Source organism: Nonomuraea sp. NPDC026600 (genome assembly GCF_040638335.1).
Taxonomy (GTDB): Bacteria; Actinomycetota; Actinomycetes; order Streptosporangiales; family Streptosporangiaceae; genus Nonomuraea.
The window spans coordinates 83,977-104,583 of the sequence record NZ_JBEZYD010000030.1; the positions used below are offsets into that span (position 1 = coordinate 83,977).

The 20,607-nt window shown below is 69.4% G+C and carries 22 protein-coding genes; 11 read left to right on the forward strand and 11 right to left on the reverse strand.

Annotation, left to right across the window (positions count from 1 at the left end; translation table 11 throughout):
- Positions 1–164: 164 nt before the first annotated feature.
- Entirely contained in the window at positions 165–809 is a 645-nt protein-coding gene (locus tag AB0F17_RS46380; protein WP_358036901.1) for a ferritin-like fold-containing protein, read from the forward strand.
- Between the two features lie 62 nt (positions 810–871).
- Here AB0F17_RS46380 and AB0F17_RS46385 read toward each other — a convergent pair whose 3' ends face one another.
- From AB0F17_RS46385 to ligD (AB0F17_RS46405), 5 genes are all read right to left on the reverse strand, one after another.
- Complete coding sequence (locus tag AB0F17_RS46385) at positions 872–1,102, reverse strand: DUF3107 domain-containing protein (RefSeq protein ID WP_358036904.1); 231 nt, start codon at positions 1,100–1,102, stop codon at positions 872–874.
- Between the two features lie 86 nt (positions 1,103–1,188).
- Positions 1,189–1,809, reverse strand: a complete 621-nt coding sequence (locus AB0F17_RS46390; RefSeq protein WP_358036907.1) for a TetR/AcrR family transcriptional regulator — start codon at positions 1,807–1,809, stop codon at positions 1,189–1,191.
- Between the two features lie 62 nt (positions 1,810–1,871).
- A complete protein-coding gene (locus AB0F17_RS46395; RefSeq protein WP_358036910.1) occupies positions 1,872–2,084 on the reverse strand; it encodes a hypothetical protein in 213 nt (70 codons plus the stop codon).
- A gap of 33 nt (positions 2,085–2,117) precedes the next feature.
- Entirely contained in the window at positions 2,118–2,999 is an 882-nt protein-coding gene (ligD, locus tag AB0F17_RS46400) for a non-homologous end-joining DNA ligase (protein ID WP_358036913.1), read from the reverse strand.
- On the reverse strand, positions 2,996–3,877 hold the full coding sequence (gene ligD, locus AB0F17_RS46405; RefSeq protein ID WP_358036916.1) for a non-homologous end-joining DNA ligase: 882 nt from the start codon (positions 3,875–3,877) through the stop codon (positions 2,996–2,998). The genes ligD (AB0F17_RS46400) and ligD (AB0F17_RS46405) overlap by 4 nt, the downstream gene beginning before the upstream one ends.
- 81 nt (positions 3,878–3,958) lie before the next feature.
- Between ligD (AB0F17_RS46405) and AB0F17_RS46410 the strand changes: the two genes are divergently transcribed.
- A complete protein-coding gene (locus AB0F17_RS46410) occupies positions 3,959–4,831 on the forward strand; it encodes a Ku protein (RefSeq protein ID WP_358036918.1) in 873 nt (290 codons plus the stop codon).
- Between the two features lie 311 nt (positions 4,832–5,142).
- On the opposite strand, the gene AB0F17_RS46415 is transcribed toward AB0F17_RS46410, so the two are convergent.
- Positions 5,143–5,559 (reverse strand): hypothetical protein, encoded by a 417-nt coding sequence (locus AB0F17_RS46415; RefSeq protein WP_358036921.1) that lies wholly within the window; start codon positions 5,557–5,559, stop codon positions 5,143–5,145.
- Positions 5,560–5,896: 337 nt separating this feature from the next.
- On the opposite strand from AB0F17_RS46415, the gene AB0F17_RS46420 reads away from it, so the two are divergent.
- The 9 genes from AB0F17_RS46420 (at position 5,897) to AB0F17_RS46460 (ending at position 15,868) form a co-directional block, all read left to right on the forward strand.
- On the forward strand, positions 5,897–6,796 hold the full coding sequence (locus AB0F17_RS46420) for an alpha/beta hydrolase (RefSeq protein ID WP_358036925.1): 900 nt from the start codon (positions 5,897–5,899) through the stop codon (positions 6,794–6,796).
- A 43-nt stretch (positions 6,797–6,839) separates the two neighbouring features.
- Entirely contained in the window at positions 6,840–8,021 is a 1,182-nt protein-coding gene (gene moeZ / locus AB0F17_RS46425; protein ID WP_358036928.1) for an adenylyltransferase/sulfurtransferase MoeZ, read from the forward strand.
- Positions 8,022–8,099: 78 nt separating this feature from the next.
- Entirely contained in the window at positions 8,100–8,819 is a 720-nt protein-coding gene (locus AB0F17_RS46430; protein ID WP_358036931.1) for a hypothetical protein, read from the forward strand.
- Complete coding sequence (locus tag AB0F17_RS46435; protein WP_358036933.1) at positions 8,813–10,120, forward strand: S8 family serine peptidase; 1,308 nt, start codon at positions 8,813–8,815, stop codon at positions 10,118–10,120. The genes AB0F17_RS46430 and AB0F17_RS46435 overlap by 7 nt, the downstream gene beginning before the upstream one ends.
- A 155-nt stretch (positions 10,121–10,275) precedes the next feature.
- Positions 10,276–11,076, forward strand: a complete 801-nt coding sequence (locus tag AB0F17_RS46440; RefSeq protein ID WP_358036936.1) for a hypothetical protein — start codon at positions 10,276–10,278, stop codon at positions 11,074–11,076.
- The gene (locus AB0F17_RS46445) at positions 11,070–12,227 is read left to right on the forward strand and encodes a S8 family serine peptidase (RefSeq protein ID WP_358036939.1); all 1,158 of its coding nucleotides are present in this window, start codon (positions 11,070–11,072) and stop codon (positions 12,225–12,227) included. The genes AB0F17_RS46440 and AB0F17_RS46445 overlap by 7 nt, the downstream gene beginning before the upstream one ends.
- A gap of 22 nt (positions 12,228–12,249) precedes the next feature.
- A complete protein-coding gene (locus AB0F17_RS46450; RefSeq protein WP_358036942.1) occupies positions 12,250–12,609 on the forward strand; it encodes a hypothetical protein in 360 nt (119 codons plus the stop codon).
- A complete protein-coding gene (locus AB0F17_RS46455; RefSeq protein WP_214639802.1) occupies positions 12,597–12,920 on the forward strand; it encodes an MGMT family protein in 324 nt (107 codons plus the stop codon). The genes AB0F17_RS46450 and AB0F17_RS46455 overlap by 13 nt, the downstream gene beginning before the upstream one ends.
- Positions 12,921–13,015: 95 nt before the next feature.
- Positions 13,016–15,868: a CDP-glycerol glycerophosphotransferase family protein gene (locus tag AB0F17_RS46460; RefSeq protein WP_358036945.1), complete on the forward strand. Its 2,853-nt coding sequence runs from the start codon at positions 13,016–13,018 to the stop codon at positions 15,866–15,868.
- Between the two features lie 376 nt (positions 15,869–16,244).
- On the opposite strand, the gene AB0F17_RS46465 is transcribed toward AB0F17_RS46460, so the two are convergent.
- The 5 genes from AB0F17_RS46465 to AB0F17_RS46485 all read right to left on the reverse strand — a co-directional run bounded on the left by AB0F17_RS46465 (position 16,245) and on the right by AB0F17_RS46485 (position 20,490).
- Positions 16,245–16,691, reverse strand: a complete 447-nt coding sequence (locus AB0F17_RS46465; protein WP_358036948.1) for a GNAT family N-acetyltransferase — start codon at positions 16,689–16,691, stop codon at positions 16,245–16,247.
- Positions 16,692–16,881: 190 nt separating this feature from the next.
- On the reverse strand, positions 16,882–17,292 hold the full coding sequence (locus AB0F17_RS46470) for a hypothetical protein (protein ID WP_358036951.1): 411 nt from the start codon (positions 17,290–17,292) through the stop codon (positions 16,882–16,884).
- A 12-nt stretch (positions 17,293–17,304) separates the two neighbouring features.
- Positions 17,305–18,546 carry a carboxylesterase family protein gene (locus AB0F17_RS46475; RefSeq protein WP_358036954.1) on the reverse strand — a complete coding sequence of 414 codons (1,242 nt, stop codon included), beginning with the start codon at positions 18,544–18,546 and terminating at the stop codon, positions 17,305–17,307.
- A gap of 3 nt (positions 18,547–18,549) precedes the next feature.
- Entirely contained in the window at positions 18,550–19,428 is an 879-nt protein-coding gene (locus AB0F17_RS46480; RefSeq protein WP_358036957.1) for a VOC family protein, read from the reverse strand.
- 399 nt (positions 19,429–19,827) lie between these two features.
- Complete coding sequence (locus AB0F17_RS46485) at positions 19,828–20,490, reverse strand: class I SAM-dependent methyltransferase (protein ID WP_358036960.1); 663 nt, start codon at positions 20,488–20,490, stop codon at positions 19,828–19,830.
- Positions 20,491–20,607: the final 117 nt, after the last annotated feature.

A 20,607-nucleotide genomic window follows, 5' to 3' on the forward strand; every position in this document is an offset into this window, starting at 1 on the left:
TAGAGCCAGCCCTCTCGCGTCATCGCGACCGCAGACCCGGGAGTGGGGGGTTAACGGGGAATTCCCCCGAATTAACACAGTGCGGTCGCACTTTCACAGAGCAGTGTACTCGATACCACAACGTTGGCCGAGTTTCAGAATGTTCCCGAAGTACGCTGCCTTCCATGAACGAGTCTCCAGGAGTCGTCGATCTGCTCGGTGTGCTGGCTTATGCCGAGCTCAGCGCCTTCGCGCGGATGACCGAGGACGCGGCGTCCCTCGCCCCTTCCTTGGCCGATCAGGTCGCGCTCAGCGAACTGGCCGTGGCCGAATACGCCCACTTCCGCCTCTTGCACGACCGGCTGACCGAGCTCGGCGCCGATCCCGAACAGGCGATGTCCCCGTTCGTCGACGCGCTGGAGGCCTGGCACACCCAGACGGCCCCGGCCGACTGGCTGCAGGCACTGGTCAAAGCGTACGTGGGCGTGGGCATCGCACTCGACTTCTACCGGGAGGCGGCCAGGCACCTCGACCCGTCGATCGCGAAGCTGGTCGATGAGGTGCTCGTGGACGAGGGCCGCTCGGAGTTCGTGGTGGAGCGGGTCAGGGCCGGGCTCGTGGCCGACCCGACGGCGAGCGGCCGGCTGGCGCTGTGGGCGCGACGGCTGGTCGGCGAGGCGCTCAGCCAGGGGCAGCAGGTCGCGGCGGCCCGGCCGGAGCTGGCGCTGCTGCTGGTCGAGCCGGCGTCCGACGACCAGGCGCAGATCTCCCGGTTGTTCGCCAAGCTGACCGAGGAACACGGCAAGAGGATGGCCGCCCTGGGCATCTGAACGTCAGGACCGCTCCGCTCGAGCGAGGGTACGGCGCTTGCCGCCGCACCCCGCTCGAGCCGCTACAGGGTGCCTCCGAAGCCGACGGGCCTCGACTCGTCCTCGCCGATCTCGATGAAGCCGATCGACGCGACCGGCACGATCACGCGCCGCCCCTTCGCGTCAGTGATGGAGAACACGCCACGATCGGCGGCGAGCGCGTTTCTGATCTCCTCTTCGACCTGGTCGGAGGATAGTTCGGTCTCGACGACGAGTTCGCGGTGTACGGAGCGTACGCCGATCTTGACTTCCATCATGCTCCCTTTCGACGGGACTGGCTCATCCCATCGTGGCCGCTGATCGGCCCCGAAGAGTGGATGATCGCGCCCAGCGAACGGGTTTAAGCCGTACGCGGAAAACCGCTGATGCCGCGCCAGGCCAGCCGGGCCATGAGCTGCTCGGCGGCGTCCTTCGGAATGGAGCCCTGCGTGGTCACCCAGTAGCGGGCGCTCACCTCGGCCATGCCGACCAGTCCGACACCGAGCAGGTGCGCCTCGTCGCTGGTGCAGCCGGTGTCCTCCTGGATCACCGCGCTGACCATTTCCGCGCACTCCTGCAGCGAGCGCTCCACACGCTGGCGCACCGGAGCCACGTTGCGCAGGTCCGACTCGAAGACGAGCCGGAACGCCTCGCCCTGGGTGGAGACGAAGGAGTAGAACGCGCTGAACGTGGCCTGCACGCGGAGTTTGTTCTCGTGCGTGGACGCCAGCGCCTCGCGGCAGCGGTTGACCATGTCGTCGACGTGCAGGTCGAGTAGCGCGAGGTAGAGCTCCAGCTTGCCGGGAAAGTGCTGGTAGAGGACGGGTTTGCTGACCCCTGCCCGATCGGCGATCTCGTCCATGGCGGCCGCGTGATAGCCGTTCTCCACGAACACTTCCTGCGCGGCGCTGAGCAGCTGCCTGCGGCGGGCCAGTCGGGGCAGCCGGGTGCCCCGGGGCTTGGCGTCCGGGGTTGCGGTCACGCTGGTCTCCATGGGTCTCTGAGTCGGCTGTTCGGACATCCTACGTGCGGCTCAGCGGCTGATCAGCGATAGTCGTCATCATCGAGGTCCACCTCGCGGGCCTGCTCGGCGGCGTCGGCGGGATCGACCTCCAGCGGGGTCTCCCGGAGCATCCCGCCCCCGGCGCCGCGAATCAGGAGGTGCTGTTCGGCGGCGTCGGCCTCGGGGGCCCCGATCGGGAGTTCGTCCAACTCGTCGAAGGGGCGGTCGTCCCCACGTACGTCCATCTCCGACATTGCAGTCCCCTTCTAGGTGCGGACGGAACCAGACTACGCCTGACCGAAAAGGTCGCCGTGTTCCTCGACTCTGGCCAGCACGTCGTGTGTCGCGAACACCAGGTCCTCCGGGTGCTCGCAGCCCTCGACCTCCTTCCACAGCAGCGGTGTCGAGACCGTGGGCCGCTCCCCGGCCCGCAGTGAGTAGGGGGCCACGGTGGTCTTGGCCGGGTTGTTCTGGCTCCAGTCGATGAACACCTTGCCGGGGCGGGCCTTCCTGGCCATCACGCTGACCACCTGCTCGCGGTGCGCCTTCTCCAGCACCTGGGCCAGCCTCCTGGCGTACGCCGAGGGCTCCTCGCGGCCGTCCCAGTCCGCGTACAGCTGCATGCCCTTGTTGCCGCTGGTCTTCGGCCGGGCGGTGAGGCCGTCGGCGCGCAGCACCTCGCGCAGCATGAGGGCCACCCGGCAGCACTCCACGATGGTCGCCGGAGCGCCCGGGTCGAGGTCGAACACGAGCGTGTCGGGCGGCAGCGCCTCGCCGCCGGCGGACACCCGCCACTGGGGCACGTGCAGCTCCAGGGCCGCCAGGTTGGCGTAGTAGACGAGCGAGGGCAGGTCCTCGATGACGGCGAAGTCGATGGTCTCGCGGTTCTTGGTGCTGCCCGGCACCGGCAGTGTGACCCTCCTGATCCAGTCCGGGGTGTGCTCGGGCGCGTTCTTCTCGAAGAAGGACTGGCCGGTCACGCCGTTCGGGTAGCGCTTGACGGTGAGCGGCCGGCCTTCGAGGTGCGGCAGGAGCGCGGGGGCGACGCGGCTGTAGTAGTCGATCACCTCGGCCTTGGCGAAGCCGGTCTCGGGATAGAGCACCTTGTCCAGGTTGCTCAGCGTCAGCTGCCGCCCGCCGACCTTCACCGGCACCTTCTGGGGACTCACAACGTCACCTCCGAAGGGAGTTTGTCCGGGCGCAGCCCGCGCCACACGGGGTGGCGCAGTCGCAGATCGTCGGTCCACATGGTGTAGGCCACCTCCCCGACGAGATCGGGTCTAACCCATCGGTTGCGCCACGGGACGACGTTCCGGAAGGGACTGTGCGGGATCTCCAGCGGGCGCAGGAACGCGTCGAGCTGGTCGAGCACGTCCTCGGTGAAGCCGGTGCCGACGTGCCCGACGTAGGTCAGGCCCCGCTCCGCGAACACGCCCATGATCAGCGAGCCGACCCCGCCCGACCTGCGGCCCTTGCCGGGTTTCCAGCCGCCGATCACGACCTCCCGCGTGCTGAGGTGCTTCACCTTGATCCACCATGGCGAGCGCGTGCCCGGCCGGTAGGGCGAGTCGAGCCGTTTGGCGACCACGCCTTCGAGCCCCTGCTCCTTGGTGGCGGTGAGCAGGTCGGACTCTCCAGGGAAGTACGGCGGGGCGCCGACGTCCAGCTCGTCGAGGAGGCTGCGCCGGTCGCGGTACGGCAGGTCCAGCAGGGTGATGCCGTCGAGGTGAAGCAGGTCGAAGGGCAGGTACGTGACCGGGTACAACTTCAGCATCGTCTCTTCCGGGTCGGTGAGATGCATGCGGTGCTGCAGTCGTACGAAGCTGGGGCGGCCGCGCGGGTCGAGCGCGACGACCTCACCGTCGATCACCGCATTCTTCACTCCGAACTCCGAAATTTCGGGATACCGGCGGGTGTAGTCGACTCCGTGCCTTCCCGTCACCTTCAGGGCGCCGTTCCGGTGGAGGATGGCGCGGATGCCGTCCCATTTGACCTCCAGGCCATACCGCTCGCGATCCTGAGGTAGCTGCCCAGGTACAGCGAGCATTGGTTCGATTGGGTATGGCATTGGTTGCCCCATGGGGGGTATGTGCCCATATGGCGAGCCCGCTAGAGCCGAGGAGTGCCCATGCGCAGCATCTGGAAAGGGGCGATCTCCTTCGGCCTCGTCACGATTCCCGTCAAGCTCTATTCGGCGACCGACCAGAAGGACGTCACCTTCCACCAGGTACACCGCGAGGACGGCGGCAGGATCCGCTACAAGCGCGTGTGCACGCTCGACGGCGAGGAGGTCCCCTACTCCGACATCGCCAAGGGTTATGAGCTGGCCACCGGCGAGATAGTCGTGCTGACGGACGAGGACTTCGAGGACCTGCCGCTCAGCACGTCACGCAGGATCGACGTGCTCCAGTTCGCGCCGGCCGAACAGATCGACCCGATCTACTTCGCCAAGTCGTACTACCTCGAACCGGACGCGCAGGGCGCCAAGCCGTACGTGCTGTTGCGCAACGCCCTGGAGAGCTCGGGGCAGGTCGCGGTGGTCAAGGTGGCACTGCGGCAGCGGGAGTCGCTGGCCACGCTCAGGGTGCGTGACGGGGTGTTCGTGCTGGAGACCATGTACTGGCCGGACGAGATCCGCGTGCCCGACTTCGGGTTCCTCGAGGAGGACATCGAAGTGCGGGCCCAGGAGCTCAAGATGGCCGAGTCGCTCATCACCACGATGGAGGCGGACTTCGACGCGACCGAGTACCACGACGCCTACCGCGAGGCACTGCAGCAGGTGATCGAGGCGAAGGTGGAGGGCAAGGAGGTCGTCGCGCCGCCGGTCGGCGAGGAGGAGGCGGGTCCCGCCGTCGACCTCATGGCCGCGTTGCGGGCGAGCGTCGACGCGGCCAAGCGCGAGCGGTCCGGCGCGGCCGCCAAGCCCAAGAAGACCGCCAAGGAGGCGGGGGAGGCGGGGGAGAAGGCCGCCCCCAAGCGCAAGGCACGCAAATCCGCCTGATCGGGCGGTGCGCCCGGCAAAGGCAAGGCGCCTTCGGCTTGCCTGCCGAAGGCGCCTTTATGTTCACGCATTCAGGAGGGAAGCGACTTTATCGGCCGCTCCCCTCAATGCCATGGGGAACGAATTCCCGCCGAGTCCGTACGCGTTGGCGTGGCGACTTTTCTGAGTGCCTGTATTCCTTTATGAGAACACAGGCACTCAGTACGCGTCCGGAACTCACCCAAACCGGAGAACCGGTTGCATGACTATCTCCTCGGACCGTATCCGGCGACCCTTATTGGAGCGTCCCCGGACGGGTCGTCTCCGCGTTGTTACTCAACCCCGCGCTGGGCGAGCTGGCGCGCCAGCTCACGCTCGTGCTCGAACTGGGCCTGGGCCTGGAGCTGGCGGGCGTCCGCGTCAGCGTCGTTGCGGTTGAAGTTGCGGGCGTCCGCGTCCGCGTCATTGTCGCCGCGGACGCTGTTGGTGTTGTTGTTGTGCAGGTGGATGTGGACCTTCACCCGGCCGCCGCGGTTGTGCCTGCGGTGACCCCAGCCACCCCAGCCGCCCCAGCCGCCGCCGCCACAGCGGCGGTGGCAGCCCCAGCCGCCGGCGACGACGCCGGCGTTGGTGGCGGAGGCGGTGGCGCTGGCGGACGTTGCGGTGGTCACTGCGCCCAGGCCGATGATGCTGCCGGCCGCTGCCGTGCTGAGTGCAAGCCCTGCGAGGACACTCTTGAACTTGGGCATTGAATTCCCCCCTAAAGGATCGGTTGCCCCGTTCCAGATATTTACCGGACTGAACGGTAAATATCTTGGATGTCGACTAATGCGTCATCCGTGCGGATTTATTTCCGGCGGGCCAGCGAATAAACGGGCCTTGTTCTGTTTTGCTATACGCTAACTCTCTCATTGCTCTCATTAAGCATTTATGAAGTGAAATGAAATGATTTGTCCGTTTTGAAGGGCGGCGGCTCCGCACGGTTATGCGTGAATCGCGTGCTCATAAATGCTAATAAAGGAGCATTTGTCGTAAATGTAGACTGGAAGGCGAGGGCGGCTATCGTTGAGTGAGCGAGGAGGGCGCATGGCAGTAGCACCGATCCCGCACTGGCCAGGACGCATGTTCGGGTCGGTGCACGTACGAGCGACCCCGGAAGGCGCCCCCGAGAAGGCGGTCTTCGTCCACGGCCTGGCCGGTGCGGCCACCAACTGGACCGACCTGATGGACGAGCTGAAAGACCTCGTCACCGGCTACGCCATCGACCTGCCCGGAGCGGGGTTCTCGCCCGAGCCCGACGACGGCGACTACACCATCGCCGCGCACGCCCGCGCGGTGATCGGCCTGCTGCAGGAGACCGGTCCCGCGCATCTGTTCGGCAACTCGATGGGCGGCGCGGTCGCCGTCAGAGTGGCCGCCACCCGCCCCGACCTGGTCCGCTCGCTCACCCTCATCTCGCCGGCACTGCCCGACCTGCTGCCCAGGTACGGCCCGGTACGCATCGCCGCCGCGGCGCTGCCCAGGCTGGGCGAGTGGGTGGCCGGCAAGCTCCGGCTGATCCCCGCCGAGCAGCGGATCAAGGCCTCCTTCGCCATGGTCTGGGCGGACGTCGCCGCGGTCCATCCGGTACGCCTCCGCGACGCGGTCGAGGAGCAGCGCAGGCGCGACGCGCTGGCCTACGCCGCCGCCGCCATGATCGGCTCGGCCCGGGGCATCGTGGCCGAGTACTTCCGCCGCGGCGAGGAGAACCTGTGGCGTCAGGCCGCCCTCATCGAGGCGCCCACCCTGATCGTCCACGGCAGGCACGACCGGCTGGTGCGGCCCGCCATGGCCGCCAAGGCAGCCCGTACGTTCCGGCAGGTCAGACTGGTGCTGCTGGCGCGCGCCGGGCACGTGGCGATGATGGAGACGCCCCGTGTGGTGGCCGCGGAGGCCCGCCGTCTGATCGGTGAGACGCGGTTGGGGAATGCCCGACTCGCCAACTAGGTTTCACAGGGGGATAGGTCCCCCTGGAACGGGAGCGTAGAAAGTGTCGTTGCCACCACTGGTCGAGCCGGCCGCAGAGCTGACCGTCGACGAAGTGCGCCGCTACTCACGTCACCTGATCATTCCCGACGTGGGGATGGCCGGGCAGAAGCGGCTGAAGAACGCCAAGGTGCTCTGTGTGGGCGCCGGTGGCCTGGGTTCGCCCGCGCTGATGTACCTCGCCGCGGCGGGCGTGGGCACGCTGGGCGTCATCGACTTCGACGTCGTCGACGAGTCCAACCTGCAGCGCCAGATCATCCACGGCCAGTCCGACGTGGGCAGGCCGAAGGCCGAGAGCGCCGCGGCCACGGTCCGCGAGATCAACCCGCTGGTCGACGTCGTCATCCACAACATGGCGCTGACCAACGACAACGTGATGGAGATCTTCTCCGGCTACGACCTCATCGTCGACGGCACCGACAACTTCGCCACGCGCTACATGGTGAACGACGCCGCGGTGCTGCTCGGCAAGCCGTACGTCTGGGGCTCGATCTACCGCTTCGACGGCCAGGCGAGCGTGTTCTGGGCCGAGCACGGCCCCTGCTACCGCTGCCTCTACCCCGAGCCCCCGCCTCCCGGCATGGTGCCGTCGTGCGCCGAGGGCGGCGTCCTGGGCGTGCTGTGCGCCTCGATCGGCTCCATCCAGGTCAACGAGGCGATCAAGCTGCTCACCGGCATCGGCGACCCGCTGGTCGGCCGGCTGATGATCTACGACGCCCTGGAGATGAAGTACCGCGACGTCAAGGTCCGCAAGGATCCCGAGTGCGTGCTCTGCGGCAAGAACCCGACGGTCACCCAGCTCCTCGACGACTACGAGGCGTTCTGCGGCGCGATCTCCGACGAGGCCGCCGAGGCCGCTTCGGGCTCGACGATCACCGCCCGCGAGCTCAAGGCGATGCAGGACAACGGCGACGACATCTTCCTCGTCGACGTCCGCGAGATCAACGAGTACGAGATCGTCTCCATCCCCGGCGCCACGTTGATCCCCAAGGGCGAGTTCCTCAACGGCTCGGCCCTGGAGAAGCTGCCGCAGGACAAGCGGATCGTGCTCCACTGCAAGTCGGGCGCGCGCTCGGCGGAGGCGCTGGCGATCGTCAAGAACGCCGGTTTCTCCGACGCGGTGCACCTCGGCGGCGGGGTGCTGAGCTGGGTCAAGACCGTGGACCCCAGCCTGCCCTCCTACTGAGTCCGGTCCCGGAGGTCCTTTCCCTGAGGGTCCGGTTTCTGCGGATGGCGCCCGGTCGCCCGCATTAAGGTCGATGGCGTGGACGACGCTCGCCCCTGGCCCGCTCTCGTGGTGGCCTCCGTGCTGACGATGGTCTGCGCGGTGGCCGCCGGGGTCTCGGCCAGTGCGGCGGGCTCGGAGCTGTCACGCGGCCCGAGCACCGCCGAGCTGCACGCGGCGGCCAAGCGAGAGGTCGCCGAACGCTGGCGCACCTGGGCGACCGGGCGCATCTTCCCGGCCAGCCTGCCCTACTCCGCCGAGCAGGGCGGCCAGGAGCGGGCCAGCCGGGTCGGCATCTCGCCCGGTTTCGCCTGCGCCGGCTCCGTCGACTCGAAAGCCGCCAAAGCCCTGCGCAAGGCGGGTTGCCGAGGGGTGCTGCGCGCCACCTACATCGACGCGCTGCAGGGCGTGCTCGTCACGATCGGCGTCGTGGCCCTGCCCGACGAGTTCGAGGCCGCGCACGCCAAGGCCGCCTTCTCCGCCGCCGGCGCTCCCGTGCCCGGACTGCGGCCGCTGGCCTTCAAAGGCACGGTCTCCAACCGTTTCACCCCTTCCGTACGCCAGGCCGGCTCCGTTCGCCAGGCCGGCCCGTACCTCGTGCTGACCACGGCGGGCCAGGTCGACGGCCGGCCGGCGCGATCCGTCGGCGAGCAGCGGCCGGCCATCTTCGCGTTCGCCAGTGAGATCTCCGAGCGGGTCCTGGCCGACCTGAGCACGCCCCGGATGCCCGACTGCGCCTCCCAGGAGTGGCGGTGCTGACCCGTGCGGTGCTGAGCCGTGCGGCGCTGACCCGTGCGGTGCTTAGTCGCGCGGCCGTGCTCATCGCGGCGGTGGTGCTTTTCAGCGCTGGGCCAGCGCTGGGCGTCTTGGGCGCCGGGTCCGCGCCGGGCCTCCTGAGTGCCGAGCCGGCCCTGGCCGACGACGTGCGCGGCGGTCAGCAGCCGGTGATCAGCACGCTGGAGCTGAACAAGGCGTGGCGGGTCAGCAAGGGCGCGGGCGTCACCGTGGCCGTGCTCGACTCGGGCGTCGATCCTCGCCACCGCGACCTGGCCGGCTCCGTGACCGTGGGCCGGGACTTCACCGAAGGCGCAAACCCGCCGGGGGTACCGCCGCGTCGCCTGCACGGCACGTACATGGCCTCGCTGATCGCCGGGCACGGCCACGGACGCCAGAACAAGCTCGGCGTGATCGGCGTGGCTCCCAAAGCGCGGCTGCTGTCGGTCCGGGTGATACTGGAGGACGAGGAGCCGGGGTTCCGGGAGTTCAATACCGCCGCGCGCTTCGAGAACGTGGTGGCCAGGGGCATCCGCTACGCGGTCGATCGGGGGGCGCGCGTGATCAACATGTCGATCTCCAAGGAGCTGGCGACCCAGGAGGAGCGGGCGGCCGTACGCTACGCGATCTCCAAGGGCGTGGTGCTGGTGGCCGCCGCGGGCAATGACGGCGCGGGCGAGCCCGACGAGACGGGATTCGCCCCCTATTCGTACCCGGCCGCCTTCCCCGGCGTCGTGTCCGTGGGCGCGACGGACCGGCGGCTGCGCCGGGCGACGTTCTCCAACTGGAACTCCTCGGTGCTGGTGGCCGCGCCCGGCGTCGACATCATGGGCGCGGGTCCCGGCGACGAGTACTGGGTCGGCAGGGGCACCTCACAGGCCACCGCGCTGGTCTCCGGAGTGGCCGCCCTCATTAAAGCCAAATATCCGGAAATGTCGCCGCCGCTGGTCGCGCAGGCCATGACCGCGAGCGCGACCGACCGGCCCCCGGGCGGCTACGACACCGGCACCGGCTTCGGCGTGGTCAACGCCGCCAAGGCGCTGGCCGAGGCGGGCCGGCTCGCCAAGTACACCGAGACGGCCGCGGGGGCGCAGGCACAGAACCCGGCCCGGCCGCTCGGCGGCGGATCGGCGGGCCGGATCGAGGTCGTCAGCAGGGACCAAGCGCGGGTCAAGGTCTATGGCACGATCGCCTTGGCGGCCGCCCTCGGCGCGCTCTCCTCCATGTGGGCGATATTCACCCTGGTCAGGCGCGTGCGCCGCGGTCAGAGCGGCCAAGACGCATGATCCGTCCGCTAAGGGGGACGAAATAGACACAAACCGAGCCTGGGAACGAGGCGGTGGTGAAGGCACGTAGGTCCACCTCAGGGTTGCCGCGCGCCGGGGGAGCCACATCGGGACGGAAGAACCCGCTCGGTGCTCCAGCCGGCCGCCGATCTCGCGTGCGCGCGTGGCCGGCGGCCAAGGGCCGCGACAGGGCGGCGTCCAAGGAGCGCATGGAGCAGGCCATGCTCCAGCAGGGGGTACGTTTTCGCCGCCTGTTCGTGGTGCTCGTCGGCATCGTCGTGGTCATGTCGGCCGTCCTCGTGCTCCTCGGCACGATCGGGCTACTTGAGGAGACCAGGTCGCGCCCGCTGACCGCGGCAGAGCAGAACCAGTACAAACAGGAGGAGATCGCCAGGCGCTGGCAGGCGTGGCCCGCGACCGGCGTCTTCCCCGAAGAGGTGAAGTACGTCGGGCTCGACAAGGCCCAGCAGTACGCCCGGCGCGTCGGCATCGCACCCCAGACCGAGTGCGGCAAGGCCGTAGACCCCTCCGTGGCGGGCATCCTCGACGACCACGGATGCGTGACCATGCTCCGTGCCACCTACGTCGACCAGACGGCCACGTTCGTCTTCACGGTCGGCGTGGCCGTACTGAAGGACGAGGAGTCCAGGCTCTCGGCGACCGAGCAGCTCACCCAGGACGACCGGGTCGGCGTGCTGCCCGTGGCCTTCCCCGGCACGGTGACCGAGCGGTTCGGGGTGGATCAGCGCCAGCGCACCGGCTGGGTGGGCGCCGGGCCGTACATCGTGTTCTCGACCGCGGGCTACGCGGACGGCAGGACCCGGGCGGCCATCCCGCCGGAGGAGATCCTGCACAGCGAGCTGTGGCCGGCGGCCAAGTCGATCGGCAACCAGATCGCCTACTTCCTGGCGGACCCCCCGAAGGTCCCGCCCTGCACCCAGGGGAACGTGTGCTGACCGTTGTACGCGCGCTGACCGCCGCCCTGGTCATGCTGCACGCTCCGGCGGCCCCGCCGGTCAGGGACCAGCAACAGTGGGTACTCGACGCGCTCAACGTCGAGCAGGCGTGGACGGTCAGCAAAGGCAAGGGCGTCACCGTGGCCGTGGTCGACAGCGGCGTCGACGGCACGCTCAAGGAGCTGCGCGGCCGCGTGATCGCCGGTCCCGACATGGCCGCGGGCACCGTCGAACGCGTGGCCAAGCCCGGCAAGCACGGCACCGCGATGGCCGCGCTCATCGCCGGGTCCGGGGCCGACGGCGGGCTGGTCGGCGTGGCGCCCGAGTCGGGCATCCTCTCCCTGGCCCTGGCCCTCGACGACGACCCCACCGGCGACGTCATCGACCCCCAGCAGCAGGAGCGGACCTCGCTGGAGAGCCCGCTGGCCCGTGCCATCCGCTACGCCGCCAACCACGGCGCCAAGGTCATCAGCATGTCGATCGGCACGTACGGGCCGCTCAAGTCCGAGCGCGAGGCCGTCTCCTACGCGCTCGACAAGGGCGCCGTGCTGGTCGCCGCCGTCGGCAACGACGGGCAGACCCAGTACGCCAAGGACAACGGCACCTCGTTCTGGAGCTTCCCCGCGGGCTACTCGGGGGTCATCGGTGTGGCGGCCGTCGACAAGCAGGGCAAGGGCGCGACGTTCAGCAGCGACAACCTGTCCGTCCTCGTCTCCGCGCCGGGCGTGGGCGTGCCCATCGCCAAGCGCAAGGGCGGCTACGAGCTGTCGGAGGGCACCAGCGCGGCGAGCGCGCTCGTGGCCGGGGTGGCCGCGCTGGTCAAGTCGCGCTATCCCGCCATGGCGCCCGAACAGGTCGCGCAGGCCCTGGCCGCGAGCGCCAGGGGCCGGCCCGCCGCCGGATACGACGACAAGACCGGGTTCGGCGTGGTCGACGCCGGTGCCGCGCTCAACGCGGCAGAACGGCTGGCGGGGGAGCAGCGCGACGTCGTCGTGCCCGAGGACCGGCACTTCGGCGTCGGCGAGGACTCACCCGTGCCGTCGCGGCCGGGGCCCGATCCGTGGCGGCTGTGGCTCTACGGAGGGGGCGTCCTGGTAGCGTTGATCATGTTCTGCGGAGCCATCGTAGTGCTCAATCAGCGTAGAGAGTAAAGATCCGCTATGGTCGCGCGTCATGGGATACGAGCTGCGCGTAGTTCGTGAGGCGCCCCTGGCGTTCGCCGAGCTCGCGAAGGCGATCGCGCCGGCCGGTTTCGGGCTGCGCAGGCCGGACGAAATCGTCGCCGGACACGCGGGTGACACGCACGTCGTAGGGCACTGGCGCGATCAGGTGATCGGCGAGCCGGGCTCCGACTGGCAAGTGGCGCAGCTCATCCGGCTGGCGGCCGTGCTCGGCGCCAGGCTCGTCGGCGAAGACGGCGAGAACTACACCGTGCGCGACGGCATCGTGGAACTGGTGGCCGGCGGTACGGTAGTCGAAATCGGCAAATACCACGAGATCATCGAGGCGGGGCCCAACGCATGGAGTCCGTGAACCCGTTCGCCGAACGGGTCCTCGAGGTGGTGGAGTCCATCCCGCCGGGCATGGTGATGTCCTACGGCGACATCGCCGAATACCTCGGTGAGGGCGGCCCGCGTCAGGTCGGGCAGGTCATGTCGACCTGGGGCGGCGGCGTGCCGTGGTGGCGCGTGGTGCACTCCGACGGCACCGGCGCGGCCCCTGACCACGTGCGACGCTGCCTGGAGCACTGGCGCGACGAGGGCACACCGTTGCGCGGCGAGCGGGTCGACATGCGGCAGGCCCGCTGGGACGGGCGTTCAGCCGATTCTAAGAAACGAGTTTGACCTGCGGATTCGCTCGTTAGGCGAATCCGTTGCACGTTAGTCCCCTTACGATGGCATGAACCAGTGATGGCGGTTCGAAAGGCGGTGCCTTACCGATGGCAACCGGCGTCACAGCCCTGAGTCAGGGCGGCGATCAGATCGCCGAACGCCTGAAGGCTGTCCAGGATCTCTGTGACCGGGGTGAGCCGCTCGACGCGGTCATGCGGGCCGTCGGATCGGGCGGCCAAGACTCGGCGTTCGACGCCGAGGTGCTCAGCGGACCGCTGGGCGCCCGGATGGATCTGGCGGTCAAGCGTGGCGCGGCCCGCAGGCGCGAGCTCGTCACTCTACTGCGCCCCTACCTGGCGGCCGTGGACGCGGGGGTCAAGCGTGACCTGCCCGTCGCCCGGCGCCTGATCTGTCACCTCATCGAGCACCGCCCGGACGACGAGCTGGTCGACGGCGACACGCTCACCAAGGTCGTGGCGGCGGCGAACGAGCCGTCCAAGCGGATCCGCGCGGGCCTGCGCTGGTACGCCGACCTGCCCTTCCGTGACGAGCTCCCGGCCGGCCTCTACCGGCTGCGGCGCGCCGACATGGTGCCCGTGACCCACATCGACGACATCGTGTGGGTCAACGGCAAGCTGCGCGTCACCGGCTTCGCCTACCTGGCGGGCCTGTCCGTGCGCAGCCGCCGGTTCAACTGGGCGACCGTGGTGCTGCGCGGGCCGCGCTGGCTGCCTCCTGTGCGCATGCGCACCCGCCGGGTGCTGGCCCCCGAGGCCACACACGGCGCGCGCGAGCCGGGCTGCAACTACGACTGGTCCGGGTTCACCGCCGAGCTCAGCCCGTGGTCCCTGCGCTGGCGTGGAGCCGTGCGCGACATCGTGCACGCCGTACGCAGGCGGCTGCGCCACCGGCCCGCCGTGCACGACACCACGACGTGGCGGGCCGAGATCGTCTTCTACAGCCGTGGCGCGCGGGCCACCGGCCTGCTGCGCGGCGCGTCCCCCGGCCGCACCGAGCGTCCCGCCGGCCTCAAGCTCCAACCGGGCCTGTGGGTCAGACCTGTGTGGACCTCCGACCGGGCGCTCCAGGTCGTCCTCCAGCCCAACCGCGCCGAGCTCGCCGGGGTCTCCATCGAGGGCGAGCGCCTGGAGCTGAAGATCTTCCTGGCCGGCCGTACGGTGACCAAGGGCCATGCCCGGCTGGGCGGCCACCGCATGGCCGCCGAGTTCACGCCGGTGGCCGACGGCACCGAGGTGCTGGTCAGCCAGGCCGTACCCGCGCTCTTGCAGGAGAAGGACGGGCGGCGGCTCTGGGTCGAGCCGAAGGGCGACCCTGCCGCGTCCGTCATGCTCGGCGACCTGGTCGAGACCAGGGCGCCCTCTGGAGACCGCGAGATCACCGTGCTGGGCGACCGGCGCGACCGCGTGCTCGTCTCCGCCCACCGCATCCGCCCGGTGATCACCTCGGCGGTGTGGGAGGGGCCCGCGCTGGTGCTGCGCGGCGACTACCCCGACGCGGCCGGGTCGCGCGTGCTGACGCTGCGCCACCGGTCGGGGCTGTCCTACCACGTGCCGATGGACCGCACGGGCGAGCAGTTCTCCGTACGTCTCGAGCCCGCCTCGATGGATCGCTTCGGCGAGGTCGTGCCGCTGTCGTCCGGCACCTGGAACATGTCGGTCCGGCACCCGTCGGGGGAGATCGTCCCCCTCCGCATGGACCACGCGGCGCTGCCCGGCCTCGACGAGGAGCCGCGCGTGTTCGAGGGGCGGTCCTTCCGGATGCTCTCGACGCGCTTCGACGTGCCGGTGGTGGCCGTCGAAGAGGAACGGCCGGCCGACGAGAAGGGCGTCGCGGGCACCCACGTACTGCGGCGGGTCTTCTACCCGGCGCAACGCACCGAGCCGCTGACCGACGCGACCGTCTACGTGGTCAACGACGGGCGCCTCTACGCCGACAGCGTCCGGGCCATCTACGAGGAGCGGGTGCGGCGGGGCGACGACCGCGAGCACATCTGGATCGTCAAGGACGGCGCGTTCACCCCGCCTCCGGACACGACGTCGGTGCGGGCCGGCAGCCGTGAGCACCACGCTGCGCTCGCCCGGTCTCGATTTATCGTGACAAATGCGTTTTTGCCAGTCTGGTTCCGCTCCCGCGAGGACCAGGTCGTCCTCCAGACCTGGAACGGCACCCCGGTCAAGCGCATCGGCAACGACCAGCCTCACATGACCCGCGATCCCCGGCCGCCGATCTGGCACCGGCAGGCGGCCGAGGTACGCGGCTGGGACGTGCTGCTGTCGCAGTCGCCGTGGGCCACGCCGGTGCTGCGGCGGGCGTTCGGCTACCAGGGCGAGATCCTGGAGAGCGGGCTGCCGCGCAACGACGTGCTCTGCTCGCCGGACAGAGACTCGCTGGCGGCCGCGGTGCGGGCGCGGCTGGGCCTGGTCGAGGGCAAGCGCGTGGTGCTGTACGCACCGACGTGGCGCGACTACGACCGCAAGAACGCCATGGTCAAATTCGACCTGGCCAAGGCCCGCGAGGCGCTGGGCGCGGACCACGAGCTTTTGGTCAGAGCCCACCCCATGCAAGCCATGCCCGCCGTCCCCGACATCGCCCACGACGTCACGACTTATCCCGACATAGCGGATTTGCTGCTCGTCGCGGACGTGCTGGTCACGGACTACTCCTCGGTCATGTTCGACTTCGCGGCCACCGGCCGGCCGATGGTCTTCTATGGGTACGACCTGGCGAAATACTCGTCGAAGCGGGGCCTGTACGTCGACCTCCCGGAGCAGGCGCCGGGACCGGTGCTGTCGACGTCGGCTGAGGTGATCGACGCACTACGCTCGATCGACTCGGTGGCAGCGGCCCACACGGACCGCTACGACGCCTTCCGCGCCACCTTCGCCCCCAGGGACGACGGCAAGGCCACAGCCCGAGTCGTGGACCGCCTGTTCTCCTGAGGCTCGTAGCTCTTCTCCTGAGGCCCCAAGGGCGCTTGGCCCTGGGGCCTCTGGCGTTGCCGCCTCCCGGCCCCGGCCGCCAAAGGGCTTCGTAGGGGGCGCTTCGCGCGCCGGGCTCAGACGCATTCCCAGTCGGCGCCGACCCCGCGATGGTCCTCGCTCCGCTCGGGCGCCCTTCCGGATGCTTCGCCGCCTCCTTGGCGAACTACGAGAGGGCGGCGGGTGGGCAGGAGAGGGTCGTTTCGCTGACTCCGAGGGCGCGGTGGCACCCGCCGCAAAGCGTGACCGACTGTCCTTCACCCGGATGGTAAACGCGGAACTCACGGCTCTCCCGCTTCAGCGTTGAGAACCTCAGATCGACCGGGCTGAGCAACTCTTATCGCGGCAGGTCGATCTGGTACTTGATGAAGCCACGGTTCTCGGCCACCTTGTCGTACAGGCGGCGGGCGGTGGTGTTCGACTCGTGGGTGTTCCAGTACACCCGGCCGCACCCATGGTCCTTTGCCCAGTCGGCCACGGCCGCGATCAACGCGCGCGCCACGCCTTTGCCCCGAACGTCCTCAGCGGTGAACAGGTCCTGCAGGTAACAGACGTCGGTGTCGGGCGCCGACGTGCTGGGGTGGGGGAAGAAATGCGTGATGCCCACGAGCCGTCCGTCCAGCGTCGCGCCAAGGGCGTGTAGACGCGTGTCGGCCTGGAACTCCTGCCAGGCACTCTCGTACATCTCGTCCGGCTCGACGCGCTGGTAGAAGTCGATATAGGCCCGGAACAGGCCCTCCCAGGCGATCCGGTCAGACGGGAGGAGCTTGCGGATGCTGATCATGTTGCTCCTCCTGGGATGACCGGTCGTGGCACGCCACAGGCTAGGGGCAAGTGGTCTGCTGTGTTACGGCCACTTTTGAGGGAAAGCCAGGGGCCACTTCACACCGTGGCAAGACCGGCGAGCAGGTCCTCGACCCCGTCGAACGCGATCGCGCCGTCGAGTGGGTTGGAGTAGCTGCGGGGCCAGGTGATCAGCCCGTCACGGACGCGGGCGACCATGATGCTGGAGAGGGAGTCGAACTTCTGGACCTGGGCGCCCTCCTTAAGGGGGTGCCGGCCGGTGGGCCGCCGGCGAAGATTCGCAGCAGGCAGTGCGCCGTCACCCCGACCACCTGCGGTGTGCGGGGCAACTGGCCCAGCAGCAGCGCATCGCGCTCGCGGAAGCTGCGTGCCCGCACCACGCAGACGATCTGGGTACCGCCGGTGAGGCTGACCCAGGAGGTGTCCGCTCGGCGAGCCAGTGCCTCGGCGATGGGCACGACCTGGATCCGGACGAACCACTGCGCCCAGCCCAGCCGTCGCGCCTGGACCTGACCGATCACCTTCAGCAGCCCTGCGGAGCGGAGCTTGTGGTAGCGGCGTGCCACTGTCTGGTCGGACACCTCCAGCAGCGGTCAGGCCAGCGTGATGTGCTCGACGTGAGGGAAGGTGGGCCAGCCGGGCGAGCCGTCGTGGACGAAGGCCGTCCAGGCGTCCTGCACCTGCCTCACGAGCTGCTCAAGCTGCGCAGGTTCGGCGCCGGCCAGCATCGCTGAGGCATGCCAGGCGTGCAGGTTGCCGAAGACGAACGGCAGTTCGATGCAGTGGCAGGCGCCGAACGGGCTGCCCGGCGGTGACCAGTCGAACTGGTAGACGTGGGCCGAGCGGGTCTGCTCGGCCAGGCGCATGCTGCCGTCGCGGAACAGCCGCGCAGTGAGCTCGGCCCCAGCCTGAGGGAAGAACGCCCGCGCCTCGTCCCGGGTGGTGCCGATCAGCATGGGCATCTCCTCCCGGGTGCCGGTGGTCAGGTCGGCCGGCACGGCGTCGGCGGCGACCAGCTGGAAGGGCGGCGTCGCTCCCATGGGCTGCGCGGTGCGGTGGGCGACCTGCTCCTGGGCGGCGAGCAGGTCGGCAAGCGGTAGGGTGCGCAGCCGTTCGGCGTCACTCGGGCGCAGACCGAGGACGTCCAGGAAGATCTGGCCGATCTCCGCGGCCTCGCGGATGCTGTACGGTCTTACCCCGGCCGGTGTGCTCTGCAGGATGACCTGCCGGAACAGGTCACGGCCCGTGGAATGACCGGGCATGGCCAGCGCGGACAGCGCTCCGGCGGACTGGCCGGCCAGCGTGATGCGATCCGGATCACCGCCGAAAGCCGAAATGTTCTCCCTGACCCAGTCCAAGGCGGCGATCTGGTCGAGCAGCCCGAGGTTGGCCGGGGCGAACTGTGACGTCAGGTACAGGTAGCCCAGGGCGCCCAGCCGGTAGTTGACGGTGACGACCACCATCCGGCCGCGTTCGGCCAGCAGCGCGCCGTCGTACCAGGCTTGGGCGCCGGAACCGGTCATGAAGCCGCCACCGTGCAGCCACACCAGGACCGGCAGCTCGCTGCCGCCCGGTGTCCACACATTGAGTGACAGGCAGTCCTCGCCCTGGCCAAGATCGCTGCCGGGGCCGAGGGCGCGTTCGAGCCGGGACGTGCGCGGCTGCGGGGCTGCCAGGCCCGGTCGGACGGCATTCAGCACGCCGTCCCACCGCGTCGGCCGCGGCGCGGCGAACCGCTCGGCGCGAGCATAGGGGATGCCGAGGAAGGCGGTGACCGCGCCGCCCGCGGGGACGCCGCGCAGCGTCCCCGCGGGTGTGTGAATCAGGACGGTCACCGGTCACACCTCCAGGAAGGCCAGCGCGGCGCCGCGGGCCTGGGCGGCCCCGACGAAGAACCCGCCGGGCATGTCGCCCGTGGTGAACCCGTTACCCTCCACCAGGTCGCGGGCCGCCCGCACGTCACGTACCGACACGGCTTGCCCGGCCATGTACGGCAGGGCGGGCACCGGCTCGCCGGGCATCATCGCGCGGAAGGCGGACACCGCGACGACCTGCACCCGGCCCAGCGGCAGCGGCAGCACGTGCACCGGCCCCTCGATCACCGGCTCGGTGTCCAGGATGAGGGCGTAGCGGGCGACGGTGGGCTCCAAGTCGGCCTCGTCCACCACGAGCAGCACGCTGTACAGGCCGGTGGCGCCGTTGGCGTGCTCCAGGTAGCGCGGCTGGTGGATCAGTTCAGGGGTCAGGTGGTACGCGGCGTGGATCAGGCCTTCGGGTGTGAGTGCGCGGTCGAGGTGGACCGCCTGAAAGCGGGCGCTCTCCACACCGTCAGGGGTGTCCACGTCCCGCTGCAGCGGCAGCACGCCGGAGGAGGACAAGCCGGTCGCGCGCAGGCGCTTTTCGGCGGATTCGATGTCGGTGCAGCCGAAGGAGTAGCCGTGCATGCCCTCGTACTGGGCGATGAGCGGGCGGATGTTCCAGGGGTCGACCGAGCCGTCCCCGTACAGGCCGAGCAGTTCCAGGTAGGTGCGGCCGAACAGGGCGCACCGGTTGCCGGCACCCATCGGCCGGCGCTCGCCGCCGGGGCGGTCGGAGCCCATGTGCATGGACAGCGGGCTGAGCGTGAAGCCCAGCGCCTCGTAGGCCGCCGCGGTGGCGTCCATGTCGGTGGTGTAGAGGACGGAGTGGTCGATCCGGTCGATGTCACGAGTAATCACGGGTGACAGGCTGCCGCCCGGCGGCCGCCGGTTCCAGCCAACGGGGTGGGATCGACGTCTTTCGACATTCAAGGCCCCATAGTGATGGAATCCCACGCGTTAGCGCCAACCTGCCGCTTCACGGGAGCAGCCTCGGGTTCGGCGACGTCGCTGCGGACGATCATCACTCCGCCCAGTGGCATTTGAGTGCGGCCGACTCGGCCGGCACCTGTGGGATCGTGAGCCGGCCGGGCGCTCAGGCGGCCAGGTCGACGTCGGTGAAGTCGACCTCCTTCAGCAGTGGGTCGAACGGGTCGGGTCGGCGGTGCAGGTCGTCGGTGGCGTAGGCGCCGAAGCGACTGATGTGGGCGCGCAGGTAGGGCGCGATCTGGCCGAGCTGGTCGGCGGTGATCTGCGGGGTTACTTGTTCAGCTCGATGTCCAGTGAGAGGGGTGTCTCCTGGATGTCGAACGTTCTGAAGTCCGTGTGGGAGATGATGGCCGTGAACTGCCTCTTGTCGTACGCCCGCCTGGGCAGGACCGAGCGCAGGATGTACCGGGTGATCGCGCGGTTCACCGGGCCGAGGCGCATGCGGGCGACGTCCGCGTCGACCGCCTCCTTGGACAGGTCGCGGCGCAGGTCGTTGATGTAGGCGCGGCCGCCGGGCCGGAGGACGCGGTGCATTTCCCGTAAGGCGCCGACCGGGTCGGAGAAGTTCTTGAAGGCGGCGCAGCAGACGATGAAGTCGAAGCTCGCGTCTTCGAACGGCATGGCCGAGACGTTTCCGTGACGGAAGTCGACCTGGACACCTGCCTCGGCGGCCTGCTGCCGGGCGATCTGGACGAACGAGGCGCTGATGTCGAGGCCTGTGACCGTGTAGTCGCCGGTTCTGGCCAGTTCGATGGACGAGTAGCCGGGGCCGGGGGCCACCTCCAGGATGTCGGCACCGGCCGGGGCGCGTTCCACCACGGATCGGGTCTGCTCCGCGAACCTCGACCGGTCCTTGCCGGTGTTGCTCGCGTACCAGCGGGCGACCGTTCCTTCCATGCCGATGCCCTTGTAGCCCTTGTCGGTTCGAGTCATGACCCCTCCAGGGTGCTGGGATGTTGTTGCGCTACAAGTCACGATATATCGCATTAGCCGTCAGTCAAGATATGTCGCGAGATTGACGCCGAGGCTGCGGCGTGTCGGTGGGTGCCG